Source organism: Nonomuraea jiangxiensis, from assembly GCF_900099965.1.
Taxonomy (GTDB): domain Bacteria; phylum Actinomycetota; class Actinomycetes; order Streptosporangiales; family Streptosporangiaceae; genus Nonomuraea; species Nonomuraea jiangxiensis.
Genome location: NZ_FNDJ01000022.1, coordinates 143252 through 155513, shown reverse-complemented (window position 1 = coordinate 155513; position 12262 = coordinate 143252). Strand labels below are relative to the sequence as shown.

At 64.2% G+C, this 12262-nt stretch carries 13 protein-coding genes and 1 pseudogene; 4 read left to right on the top strand and 10 right to left on the bottom strand.

Annotated elements, in window-relative coordinates:
* Positions 1-522: 522 nt before the first annotated feature.
* The gene (locus tag BLS95_RS38370) at positions 523-1083 is read left to right on the top strand and encodes a suppressor of fused domain protein (protein ID WP_218136192.1); all 561 of its coding nucleotides are present in this window, start codon (positions 523-525) and stop codon (positions 1081-1083) included.
* Between the two features lie 264 nt (positions 1084-1347).
* Here the strand turns inward: BLS95_RS38370 and BLS95_RS38365 are convergent, their stop codons facing one another.
* A complete protein-coding gene (locus BLS95_RS38365; protein WP_218136191.1) occupies positions 1348-1668 on the bottom strand; it encodes a hypothetical protein in 321 nt (106 codons plus the stop codon).
* A 225-nt stretch (positions 1669-1893) separates the two neighbouring features.
* Between BLS95_RS38365 and BLS95_RS59955 the strand changes: the two genes are divergently transcribed.
* A complete protein-coding gene (locus BLS95_RS59955) occupies positions 1894-2421 on the top strand; it encodes a DUF6228 family protein (RefSeq protein WP_483869879.1) in 528 nt (175 codons plus the stop codon).
* Between the two features lie 79 nt (positions 2422-2500).
* Here the strand turns inward: BLS95_RS59955 and BLS95_RS59950 are convergent, their stop codons facing one another.
* From BLS95_RS59950 to BLS95_RS38345, 3 genes are all read right to left on the bottom strand, one after another.
* Positions 2501-2710: a tyrosine-type recombinase/integrase gene (locus BLS95_RS59950; RefSeq protein WP_090943377.1), complete on the bottom strand. Its 210-nt coding sequence runs from the start codon at positions 2708-2710 to the stop codon at positions 2501-2503.
* A 128-nt stretch (positions 2711-2838) separates the two neighbouring features.
* The gene (locus BLS95_RS38350) at positions 2839-3762 is read right to left on the bottom strand and encodes a LysR family transcriptional regulator (RefSeq protein WP_090943374.1); all 924 of its coding nucleotides are present in this window, start codon (positions 3760-3762) and stop codon (positions 2839-2841) included.
* 356 nt (positions 3763-4118) lie between these two features.
* Positions 4119-4895, bottom strand: coding sequence for a helix-turn-helix transcriptional regulator (locus BLS95_RS38345; protein WP_143044022.1), 777 nt, complete (start codon positions 4893-4895; stop codon positions 4119-4121).
* A gap of 941 nt (positions 4896-5836) precedes the next feature.
* Here BLS95_RS38345 and BLS95_RS38340 point away from each other — a divergent pair.
* Positions 5837-6175, top strand: coding sequence for a YybH family protein (locus BLS95_RS38340; RefSeq protein WP_090943367.1), 339 nt, complete (start codon positions 5837-5839; stop codon positions 6173-6175).
* A 32-nt stretch (positions 6176-6207) separates the two neighbouring features.
* Here the strand turns inward: BLS95_RS38340 and BLS95_RS59945 are convergent.
* The 4 genes and pseudogenes from BLS95_RS59945 to BLS95_RS38320 form a co-directional block, all read right to left on the bottom strand.
* Positions 6208-6430 (bottom strand): annotated as a pseudogene (locus tag BLS95_RS59945) (IS5/IS1182 family transposase); the annotation flags it as partial.
* 227 nt (positions 6431-6657) lie between these two features.
* The gene (locus BLS95_RS38330) at positions 6658-8037 is read right to left on the bottom strand and encodes a cellulase family glycosylhydrolase (protein WP_090943364.1); all 1380 of its coding nucleotides are present in this window, start codon (positions 8035-8037) and stop codon (positions 6658-6660) included.
* A gap of 220 nt (positions 8038-8257) precedes the next feature.
* Entirely contained in the window at positions 8258-8449 is a 192-nt protein-coding gene (locus tag BLS95_RS38325; RefSeq protein ID WP_090943361.1) for a hypothetical protein, read from the bottom strand.
* Positions 8450-8677: 228 nt separating this feature from the next.
* A complete protein-coding gene (locus BLS95_RS38320; protein ID WP_176993603.1) occupies positions 8678-9034 on the bottom strand; it encodes a MerR family transcriptional regulator in 357 nt (118 codons plus the stop codon).
* A gap of 72 nt (positions 9035-9106) precedes the next feature.
* On the opposite strand from BLS95_RS38320, the gene BLS95_RS38315 reads away from it, so the two are divergent.
* Entirely contained in the window at positions 9107-9934 is an 828-nt protein-coding gene (locus tag BLS95_RS38315; RefSeq protein ID WP_176993602.1) for an SDR family oxidoreductase, read from the top strand.
* Between the two features lie 41 nt (positions 9935-9975).
* On the opposite strand, the gene BLS95_RS38310 is transcribed toward BLS95_RS38315, so the two are convergent.
* The gene (locus tag BLS95_RS38310) at positions 9976-10851 is read right to left on the bottom strand and encodes an alpha/beta fold hydrolase (RefSeq protein ID WP_090943352.1); all 876 of its coding nucleotides are present in this window, start codon (positions 10849-10851) and stop codon (positions 9976-9978) included.
* A gap of 316 nt (positions 10852-11167) precedes the next feature.
* Positions 11168-11962 carry a hypothetical protein gene (locus BLS95_RS58360; RefSeq protein WP_245765533.1) on the bottom strand — a complete coding sequence of 265 codons (795 nt, stop codon included), beginning with the start codon at positions 11960-11962 and terminating at the stop codon, positions 11168-11170.
* Positions 11963-12262: the final 300 nt, after the last annotated feature.

Below are 12262 nucleotides of genomic sequence, written 5' to 3'. Positions count from 1 at the left end.
CTCAAGATGTGCTCGGCGTGCGTCGAACCCAGGCTCAGACAACCAGGTTCTCCTGAGGGCAGTGTTTGTTGGTGCAGCTGCTGTTGGGTGAGAAGGGGCGCCGATGCCTTCGCAGCCCGGCAAAGTCGAGCGGTGTGGAGGTAAGTCGAGCAGAGGGCAGGGAAACTTTGCCGAATTGCGCTCAGGTATCAAGCGGCGGCGCGGCGCGGCGCTGTACCCCCGGCCCTCCGCCCGCCCGCCGTCCAGGCGTGCGGCCTGGGGGCCGGTCCCGGACGGCGGCGGGACACCGGGCCGGGCACCGCTCGCCAGTCGCGCCGTACCAACCGACCCCTTCGGTTGGGTTGCCGCGCCGCCGCACAGATACAGCCCTTACGATCGCCACGACGTGGCCGGCCGGCGTACGTGCTTGGGGGCGATCGACAACCCAGGGTTCGTTGCTCACCATGGCTCACCGGAGAACGTGGCTGATCTCCGTCGTTGGGCTGGTGAGAGCGACTACGCACTGAGAGGAATGATGTGGCTGTGGCCGATGACGCAATGCTGAGTCACCTGGAGAATTTCTTCCAGGGGCATCGGGTCGCGTCTCTACCTGGGGTCGCCGGCCCCGTTGAGGAGCGGATCCCGGGTTTCCGGATCTTCCGTATTGGGCCGGGGCCAAGGTTCAGCGGTTGGACCTACGTGAGCTCAGGATGTGCTGACATCACATTGCCGGACGGACACGGCTTGGAGTTTGTCCTCACCGCACAGACCGACGACTGGCAGCACCTCGAGTCGATGACCATGGTCGCCTACTACCACGCTGGTCCTCATCAGCGCCTCGGCCACAGCCATGTCGTCCCGATCGGCCGGCCGTGGGTTGCAGACTCGGCGTGTGACCGGTACCTGATCAGCCTTCCTTACCCCTTCGGTCCGGACTTCGAAGTCTGCGCGTGGGATGGCGGCCACACTCGCATCCTCTGGCTTCTGCCGATCACCGCGGCTGAACGCGACCTACTCATGAACGTTGGCCTGGAAGCGTTGGAATCGCTCTTCGATGAGAAGGAGATCGACTACATCGATCCTCACCGGCCGTCGGTCATCTAAAACCGAGTCGTACAACATACGTGCAACGATCCTGTTTAAGGTGAACCGACGAGGCGGCGTCGCAGGTCAAGACCTAGGTAGAGACAACAACGGTCACGCGCTGTAAAACCGTCGCCAGTGGGCGCGCATGCCTATTGCGTTCCCGATCGTAGGGCGATCAAGCGGGAGCCAGGGGGAATCACAAGCGCTTCACCGGCTCCCCAGTAGGTCACGGTTTTCTGAGCTCAGCGGCAAGATCCGGAAAGACTTCCCGAGCTGATGGCCTCAACTTGCCGAGCGTGACAGCTTCGGGTAATACAAGACCTCCACGAACATGATCCGCCCCTCAACGACGTCAAGGATCAGATCGCCTTTGGATGGAATCAGCGGCACGCATCTGTGCCCGGGACCGTACGCTCCATCCGGACGCTCGGCCGTATAGAAGCTCTGGCAGAAGTCATCACCGCATCCGCACTCCTCGTAAAATCGGATGTCCCAGGCGGAGACGGCGAGATTCTCCTCCCCTTCTTCTCTCAGACACGCGACGAGCTCCGTAATGAGATTGGGGAACAGCTCACGTGCGAGCGGGCGCTTGGTCTTGCTCATGTCACACAGTGTCCCAGCCCTTTTCCCGGAAGCGCTATCAAGATCCGAACTATACGTGGAACGCCTGCCCTCGGCAGGGACGAGACGGCACTCGAAGCACCAGGTCAGAGCGCCGTGAAAGCCAATAATCGCCGTCCACTTCTAAGCCGGCACTCTCGGTTTGCGCCTGCCGGTTGCGGTTCGAGGAATGTGCATACTGAGAGCCATCATGAGTGAACATTCGTCCTGCACACCCCAGGCGGAGGGCGGTGGGTCGTCCATCCTCCACAGGATCCATATGGTGATGGCTACGTGTACACCGTCGCGACGGAACTGCATGACGACGGTTTGACCGCGTCGACGGTCGCCAAGATTGATGGACTCTATGCCAACCCGGTTTGCACCCTGTCCGGCTTCATGGAGGGGCTCGTAGTCGAGTGGCGAGGGTGGAACGGTGTCCGCACCTGGACATCCTTGGAGCGCGAGCTTGCGCTTGATGCTCGGCATGATGGGCGCGGTCATGTGTCGCTGGGTGTGACTTTGCGGGCTCCCGGACTCGACTTGGATGACACGGCTTGGTCCGCCAGGTCCGTCTTCGTCCTCGAAGCCGGGGAGGAGCTGACCCGCTTGGCTGCTGATCTCAGCTACCTCCTCCGAACATGGCCACCTCTTCGGTTATCTCACGTGTGGCGGTCGCTGCCTCCTGCCGAGTTACAAATGCGGTTTGGGTTTACCGCTCATCCGGGGTTCAAATCCCCGATCCTCCGCAGGTAGAACGCCCTCTCCCTTGAACCCGGGGGGAGGACCTTTATGATCTTCGAGGGCGTCATAGTTGCGGCGCTGGTCGCAACGGCTACGAGTTTGCCCAGAGTGCGGAGGCCAGGCGCTTGCCTGTGTCGCGTATGAGGGGTGTGGATGTGTGGGTGTAGCGCTCGGTGGCGGTCACCCAAGTGTGACCGAGAGCCTCCTGCACTACCCGGATGTTCACGCCCTGCTCGATGAGGAGGTGGCGGGAGCCGTGGAAGCGTACATCCCGATGGTGTGCCAGTCTTCTATGGATCATGGGGTCGGGTGTCGTAGGAGCCTCGGTGTGGCACAGCCCGAGCGTGCTGCGCCGAAATGGGCGCCCATCATGCTTTTCTCCAGGGGCCCGGCACCGCCCGGCGCGGATGAACTGGCGTCCGGGGGAGGTCAGGAGTCGTTGCCGAGGAGCCGAGGTAGTTCCTCGGCGACGACGTCGGCAAAAGCCTGTGCGGCAACGGAAAGCTGCCCGGTTCGCCACACCAGCCCCGCCCTCGACGGAGGGGCTCCCACGATCGGCACGGACACCACGTCCGGATGCTGGTAGTAGCGGAGGATCAAGCCAACGGTCGGATACACCACCGTGCCCCTGGCGGCGTGCGTCAGCGCCTCGCCGACCGAGTTCACCGCGACAGTCCGTCTGATCGGCCGTCCGTTCGGCGCCCGCGGAGGAAAAATCTCGTCGCGCACCTCCTTCGGTGCTGTTGGGACATCGAGCGTCGCATAGTCCGCGACATCGTTCAGGGTGACCGACTCCCGCCCAGCCAGCGGATGGTCCTTCGCCACGATCAGGATCCGGCTATCCGTCGAAAGAACCGGTCCCACCATCAAGCCAGCGTCATCCGGCGCGGGTAGCCGGATCGCGAGCATGTCGAACTCACCCCCGCGCAGTAGCTCGTAGGGCTCGGTGCGGTACGTGAGTTCAACGAGGTGCACGGTGCACTGTGGATAGCGCTGCTCGAATATTCGCACCAGGCTCAGCAGGTGTGGTCCTGCCGAGGACTGCAACACCACGCCGACCCTGACCGTCCCCGCTGTGCCGGTCATCATGTTCCTGGTGTCGTCCAGCGCCGCGCGCAGCGCGCCGTACGCCGGTTCGAGCCGGTCATGTAGGTAGGTGCCGAGGGGGGTCAGCTGTACACGTCTGCTGTTGCGATCGAACAGCTGGCTGCCGAGGCGTCCCTCAAGGCTCCTGACCAGCTGACTCACACGTGACTGGGTCAGGCACATCCGCTCGGCTGCCCGGCCGAAGTGCAGTTCGGCCGCGACCATGAGGAACGCACGGACCTCTTGCAAGTCGATACTTTCCCACATCGAGGAGCGAGGCTACCTGAACCATTGGTCGTGTTACACACCGAATACTCGAATTGCCGGGGATGCGGTCGCTGCGGCAGCCCGCTCTGACGGAATGTGGAGCGGCACCTGGCTGACCTCCGTTTGGCGGGCAGCGGGTGGTGGTGCGGCTCGGGTTCGGCGGTTGAGGTGCGCGACTGTCGGGTGCGAGCGGCAGACATTCCGGGGCCGCTGCCCGCGCCGACCGAGCCGTATCAGTGCCGTACGATCGCCTTGACCGCGAGGTGGGGGGGCGGTGGCGCGGAGTTGGCCGGCGGGCTGGACTGGGCGTCGGCCGTGCCTGGTTCGCTGGGGGAGGCGCCGTATCATCCCTCTGATCAGATGTGTGCACCTATGAAGAGAAGGGCGAGTTGCGTACGATTTGCGCAACCAGTTTTCGACATTGCATGTGTGAGATGCTTTTTCACGGTATCGATGGTGATGTGCAGACGCTGGGCGATCTGCGCATTGCTCAGTCCGCTGGCCACCAGTTGCGCGATTTGCTTTTCCCGACCCGAAAGTGTCGGAGATACACCGGCGGTGGGCAGGCAGGAGAAATGCCGATCAAGCCACGGCCCGAGCTGCCGGCTCAGGTGCGCCATCAGCAGGTGGTCGCGTTCGAGCAAATCGCTTTCATCATTGAAGTAGACACACAGGAGTGCCGCTCCGCCGCTGCCCACGATGCGACTGTTGAGCACGTCAGCGATGCGATGCTTGTGCAGGTAGCCTTCGACGAAGGCCCATTCATCGGTCGTCGAGCCGGTCCTGAGATCGCGCAGTGAGACATGGCTGCGGCGGTCGAGCAGCAGGTTGGCGCTAGCCGACTTAAATGGGTTTCGCATATACCAGCGGTCTAGATACTCCTCCAGGTACCTGGGGGAACGGTTGGTGTGAAAATGGTCCATAGCAATCTCACGCCGCGGAAAATCGCCAAGCTCGGCAGGAATGTCGACAATCATGGAGTCGGCCCAGCCCAGGCGGGAAGCCAGTGACTCTCGGAGCAGCTCGAAGAAATGCTCGTGCGCGACCGCGTCGGCAACGCTGTCGAGAACGGCGAACATGTCACGGTAGTCAGCGAGCTCCAATGGAGCCGCATCCTTGACGTCACGAATCAAGCCTCAGTCTCTCTTTCCCTGTGGCGGGTCATACCGACACCGAACTCCTCGCAACGGGCGGTCCTGGGGGCGGTGGGGAACCGTAACTCGTCGACGCACAGATACGACATCGCCACAGGTCACCGTTAGCCATGGGCATTGGGTAGGACTTCCACGACGACAGTGGTGTATTCCGCCGGATCAGGCCGTTCGCGAAGCGGAAAGCAGCGATATTCTCGTTGGGTTGTTCACAGGCCAATTCGGCAGTCGTGAACTCGCGATCGGCGAACAACTCGACAACCAGCACCACGATGCTCCGCGCATCACCATGCCCCGCCCCCAATGAACTTCCTCGCCCCCATGAGCGAGCGCAGACCATCGATGGACCGAATCTTCATCGGTGAGACAGGCCTCGCTGTAAACGGTCCGGTCGGCAGAGCGCCGACCCTCCAAGCATGAGGGACAGCCGTAGGCCGAGCAACAGGTGATTCCTCATGGCAGCCAGTAGTGCGGCTCATGATCACTACGCTCCATCCCACGGACCACGACCGTCATGGCATCCGTCAGAATCCGCGCCGCGCTCGCCGGAGAGGTGACGCCGGGGCGCGGGCACACGAGGCACCGACCGGGGCACGGTGCTTGGTCGCTACGAACGATCCCTGGCGCCGACCTCGGCCGCTCCACCAGGCTTACCGCGCCCTCGCCGGGCCCGATATTCCACTTTCGGGCAATGGACACATCGATCGCCTGGCAGGCAGAATCACCACGGGCCAGCGCGGGCCGCGCTGCCATTCAGCGCATGCCGGCTGGTAGTACCCGGCTACAGCAGTGCCGCATGGTCTGGTTCTGGCTGTGACAAGAAGCAGCAGCCTGTCTGACTTCTGGCCGGCTCGGGCGATCCTTGTATGGAAGTGGCATCAATTGCGAGGAGGCGATTAGAGGTGCCAGAGCGAACGAAGGCTATGAGGCCCGAAGACATCACCCGTCTGTTCGTCGAGCGCTCAAACGCCGGGGACGCCGAAGGGGTCGCGGCGCTGTACGAGGAGGACGCCGTGATGGCCTTCCCGCCAGGAAGTCAGACGGTGGGACGGGCGGCCATTCAGGCGTTGTGGGAGAAGGTGCTCGTCAACCGGCCCCACTTCGAGCTCGAGGAGCCGCTGCCTACGCTGATCAGCGGCGACATCGCGCTCACCTCGACGCCGCCGAAGGACGGCGCCGGCGCGCGGGCGCAGGTCGTACGTCGCCAGCCGGACGGCAGCTGGTTGCGCGTCCTCGACCAGCCGGAGTTCATCCGCCCCTGAGCCGGTGCCTTCATGAAGTGACTCGTACCCGAGTCCGCGACGGCACGTCGGGCGTGGGCGCGGTGTGCGTGTGACGACCAGGGACGATGGCGATGCCGCTTGAAGGATGTGCGGATCGTGCCGCCCGCCCTTGTCGGAGAAGGTCTTCACGCCGGCGCTGGTCAAGGCGCCGGCCAGGCCGACCGTCCGAGCGGCGATCACGTCGTGAGTAGCGCCCGGCAGCGCGGGTGAGACCCACACCAGTCGGCCTCCGGGTTCGGTGAAGCGGTGAAGCGGTCGGCCCATCGTCAATAGCGGGCCCGGCAACAGGTCAAAGTCCCCCGAGGCGCATGGGGTGCTGAGCGTTCTTGGGCGCGGGATGCATTCCGCACGCCGTCGACGTCCCATTGGGCGGCTCCTCGAACGAGAGGAGGCCGCCCGTGAAGCCGGACGCCCTCATTCTCCGGCATGCAGTTCAGGCATTGCAGGGTTGGACTGCGCGGTCAGTGGGCTGTGAATGTCGCGGTCGGGATCGGCCGTTTTGGGCGGCCGATAGGCGATGGCCCGGACGTGCACGGATCTCGCCTCATGTTGGGAGCGAGCTGCCAATCGATGACATTATGCTGATCGACAAGGGAAAAGAAGTCGCCCTGGCTCGCCAGATCGGGGTTCACCACGTCGGTGTCGTAGGTCCAGAACAGCCAGCCCTTTGCACCGTGCCCGATCGAGCAGGACTGTATCTGCTTTTCCCGCATGTCGTAGGAGGCCGCGTTGATGTCGTTGTTGTAATCGGGCTTGTACGCGCCGAACTCGGCCATCACGTACGGTTTCGCGAACTCGGAGACCTCCACCGTTGCAAGGTTGGTCGCCAGCGAGTCATTGACACCCGCGGGGTAGACATGAATGTCCAGGAAATCGGTCTTGCTCCATGCCGCGATCGATGCCGGGCGGCCCGGATACAGATACTTGAGGCCCCCCTCGCAATTGGACTCGCAGCGAGTGGGGAACCCACCATACCCGGACTTGCCCACGGCCTTGTTGGTGAAGAAACCGATGGTCACCATGGCCTCCGGATCGGCGTCGTGCACACCGTCGGCAGCGGCGTTCTGGTAGACGACCATGCTGGCGTCGGCGGCCTGCTGGCGTTGAGCCGGCTTGGACATGTCGTAGGTCAAGCCGTCCGGGCCGGTCACTGAGCCGGTGGACATACTGAACGGCTTCTGGGCCGCATCCCAGAACGCCTCGTTCTCGGTCTCATACGCGAGAATCGCGGAGATGCCTGCACCCAAGCGGCTCTTGAGCCCGAGAATGAAGTTCTTCAGGTACGCTTTCTTCGCTGCGATGAAACCGGAATCCATGAACCACTGGTTGTTGCCGGACACGTTGGGATTGTAGTGCCCGTTGTCGGTGGCGTCGAGGATGTCCTTGTAGTACTGGCTTACCGGCCAATTCGAGAGGACAGGCAGTACGTAAATGTTGCGGGCGGCCGCGCGACTGACGAAGTCTGTGACATTATCCAGGTATTCTTGGTTGAGGCCGTCAGGGCCGGGGTTGGTGGCCAAACCGTTGGTGTAGTAGCCGTCACCCGTGTCGATGAACACGCGTACCGTGTTGTAGCCGGAGTCTTTCATGCTGTTGAGCATGGCCTGGGCATCTTCCGGGGCATATCGTCCCGGCTCGAAGGTGGAATGATAGGCGCCACCGTGTGCGCCTACGAGCCGGACATAGTTGGCGCCCCGCGGAACGAATGGCTCACCGGTGACGGTGTCATAGAGGCGTACGGAATCCGCCGCGATCCGATGTGGCGCCATGGTCTCGACCGCCTGCGCGCCGGTGAGCAAAGACAGGGCCAGTGCACCTGCCATGGCTATGTTCATCATCATGAGTTGTTCGTGGACTCCTGCAGTGCCGTATCAGTTGGTGTGTACCGGGTGGCCGTAGCCCGCTCGGCCCCTGAGAATTGTTCTTGCCGATTGATCGAGGTGTCCATTACACGAACGTGGAATCGTTGGCCTGGTCAGAGCATGATGCGACCATGACCGCCGGTTGCCGGCCGCTCGGTGGGCGTAGAGCCTGCTGACCAGCTCGTGCAGCTGTGCGTGCTCAGCGCCGGTGAGCGGCGCGAACGTCTCCCGTTGAGCTGGCCCGTCTCGCCATCGCCGCGATCACCTTGCGCCGCGCGATCGCCACGCTCGTCGTGGCGAGCCTGATCGCCACGGCCAGAGGCGTCTTGACGGCGTTCGCGCCCACGCCGCCCCTCGCGTCGGCGGGCGTCATCGCGGCCGCCGCAGGCATCTCACTGCTCTTCCCCCACGGACTTCGACCGGTTCCCGACGAGTCATGGGTGCGAGCCACCTCCGCCATCTCCGTGGTCGACCATCCCGCCCTGTCAGCGCTCCAACGAGCCAAGGTGCGACGGCCTCGCCGTGGCGCGGTCAAGTGTGCCCATGCTTGATCCCCGGCCCGGCGCTAGGTTGCAAGCCGGCCGCGGGTCAGGTGCAGCTCCTTGTTTGCGGGGATTGTCTACCGCCTCGACTCCAAGTCATTGATCTTGGCGGTGACCGCGGCCCGGATCACGTTCAGTTCATGGGCCTGACGATCCAGGCCGGCCAGTTTGTCCCGCAGGAGCTGGAGTTGAAGGTCGATCGTGAGCGTGCCTTCGTCGAATGCCTCCGCCAGCGTCTTGATCTCGGAGATCGACATTCCGGAGCGCCGAGCTTGCACCAGCAGTCGCAGACGCTCGATCGATGCCTCGCCGTAGTCGCGGTAGCCGTTCGGTCGGCGTGCAATGTGGCGGTCGTCGAGCAGACCTTCGCGTTCGTAGTACCGCACGGTGTCGGTGCTCACGCCGAGCAGCGCCGCGACGTCGTGAATCAGCATCGTCGGCCTTGACATTGGTGCACGCTCCAAAGTTTACGTTGGCGTCGCATGAAGTCGACGGCGGAGGCACACATGGCACGGACAGTACTGATCACCGGCGCGAACGGCGGCGTAGGCCGCGCGGTCGCACAGCGGTTCCGGGCGGACGGGGCGACCGTCGTCGCCGGCTACCGCGATCCTGCTGCTGCGGAGACACTCGTCGCGATGGGATGTCGCACCGTCCGGCTGGATGTCACCGAGGAGTCGCAGCTTGCCGCCGCGATCGACGGCGACATCGATGTCGTGGTGAACGCCGCCGGCATCTCCCAGGGCGGGCCGTTGGAGGAGCTACCGCTCGATGCGCTCCGCCGGCAGATCGAGGTGAACGTGTTCGCGGCGCTCCGGGTCGCGCAACTCGTGGCCCCGGGAATGCGCCGGCGCGGTTACGGGCGGATCATCAACATCAGCTCGGTCGCGGGTCGGGTCACGATGCCGGGGATGGGCGCGTACGCCATGAGCAAACATGCCTTGGAGTCCATGAGCGATGCGCTGCGGTACGAGCTGAGCCCGTTCGGGATCGCCGTGAGCGTGATCCAGCCGGGCGGCATAGACACTCCGTTCGCGGAGGCCGAACGGCGCAGTTTCCGCCACGGACATCCGGACGGACCGTACGCGGAGTTCACCGCCGAGGTCGTCGACCGCCTGAGCCGCAACCCTGTCTCGCTTGACCCAGATCGGGTCGCGCGTGTGATCCATCGAGCCGCCACCGTCAGGCGCCCCCGGCCGTACTACCGCGTCGGCAGCCTCGCCCACATCATGCTCGGCCTGCACCACGCCCTGCCGAACCGGCTATGGGATCGGCTCATCCCCGTCATCACCCCGACCCCGACCGGCCTACGACGAGCGACGACACCAGGCTGAGGATCGCTGCTCGGATACGAGCCACCTCGGGCATGTCATCCTTACGTGACCATGTTCCGGAGGACGGCAATCAGTTCAGCCGGACGCGTCATGACGACGTTGTGGCCCGCCGAGATGCTCACAAGGTGGCGCTGGGGTGCGGCGGTCACGATGGCGGCGACCTCGTCACGTCGATGCGCGTAGAAGCCCTGATCCGGGAGCACGATGGTCATGGGAGAGGTGATCAGGTCGTAGACGTCGACGCTCGGATAGACCGGCGCGTCCACCGACGCGCTGGTCGTCGTCATGATCTCTTCTGGAGTGGGTCTGCGTACGAACTCGCCGTCGGCATCGGCGAGGAAGCTGCGTGCGGATACCGCGCGCACGAGTTCTGGATCGGCTCCGGCGTTGAGCCAGTCCGTCGCGGTACGGGCGACCTGCTCGTCGATCCAGGCATCGCGTTGTACGGCGTCGAATCGGCGGCCGTAGCCGAACGTGCGCCGCAGGTCGTCGGCGGCCGCCGCGGTCCGGTATCCCGCGAGCGTACGGGCGGCGGTCGGCCGGTCGTCGAGGACCAAACCGTCGATGACGCAGATCCCGGAGGGCTGCACCAAGCCGGCGGCGGCGACCGCGGTTACGGCGTAGCCGCCCGTGGAGTGGCCGACCAGCAGCGGGCGGTCCCAGCCCAGCGCGGCGGTGACGACGGCCAGGTCACGCCAGTACTGTTCGGCGGTCCGTGATCCGGCGGTGCTGTGCCCATGTCCTCGCAGGTCAACGGCGACCACCCGGTAATCAGGTACAAGTCCGGCCACAACGCCTGCCCACGCGGCGGCGTTATGGCCGCTGCCGTGAACGAGCAGCACCGGCTGCCCGGCGCCGCCGTGATCGAGGGCGGCCAGGGAACCACCGTCGACGTCAAAGAAGACCTCGCTGCTCATACCACCTCGTTGTTCCTTTCGGCGACCAGGAACCGCTTCCCAGTCGCAGCTCACCCGCTGCCTGACCAGCGCGGTCCGCACGCTCCACCGCTTCGGTGCGGGCCATCAGGAGCGCGTCATGGCTTGATCGGCATTCCTCCAAGCCTGCACGCCGCCGGCGCGTCCCATGGCCTTTCGACGGGAGGAGCAGATCGCGCGCCTGGTGGTCGGCGGACTGAGCAGTGCGCAGATCGCCCAGGGCCTGCACATCACCATCGATACCGTCCGAACGCGCGATTCCCGGACGACCCGCCTTCTGAGCACGACCACCCGCGGGCTACTTCCTGCTGGCCCAGATGGCCCGGTGATCGGTCGTGTAGATCACCAGGTTGCCGTCGTTCTGGACGGCGAGGGTCGCACCCGGGTTCGCGCCGGTACCGGTACTCCACACCGCCCGATTGCCCTGGTATTGGACGAGGTTTCCGTCTGCCTGCATGATCGCGTATACGTTGGGTCCTGTGGTGCCAGAGCTCCAGATCGCCTCGTTGCCGTTGCGATAGAGGACGAGACCGCCGTCCTTCTGCTGAAGCAGCGTGTAGGCGCCACTGGCGGACCTCACACCTTCACCCGGCGTCAGCTTCTGCCCCGCCGCCAGTTCTCCGTATGCCTGATGCCGTGACCACAGGGACTTGCGGTCGGCACCGTAGATGACCAGGTTGCCGTCGTTCTGCACGGCCAACTGGGAGCCGGGGTGGCCGCCGGTGTTGCTCTGCCAGAGCGGCGTGTGACTCTTGCTGTAGACGACCAGATTGCCGTCGGCTTGCATGACGGAGTACGCACCCGCGCCCGGAGCCGCGGTACTCCACAGCGCCTTCTTACCCCGGTAGAGAACCAGGTTGCCATCGGCCTGCTGCACCAGTTGAAAGCGCTTGTCGCGCGAGCGCAGGGACTGCCCGGCCTTAAGCGTCTGGCCCGACGCGAGCACATCCGCCTGGGGCGCGGCGGTGGACACCCGAACAGGGACGAAGCCGCCATGGTGGTCACCGCCGACGGCCGCCGACGCCGAGACCGCAACCGACGTGGCCGCGACAAGGGCACCGGCAAGCACGGTGACGGACTTGATTATGTTCATAGGGGTTCTCCCGATACCAGGCAAGGCTAATTAAATGCCAGAACGCCGCACAGGTGACTCGACTTATTGCGCCAATAAAAAGCGATACTGGCATAGCTATATCAAGCATGGCGTACGCGTTTCATGGCAGTCTTGCCCATTACGACGCCCCTCAGGTTATACGGACGACCGTAATAGCAGGAATACCACCAAAGTGGAAGGTTTGCGCTGCATAAACGCGCAGCAGAACGAGGTCGTCATGCACGCTAAATACGGATTTCCCCAGAGAGCGGAGGCGAGGCGTTCCCCCGCGTCGCGCAT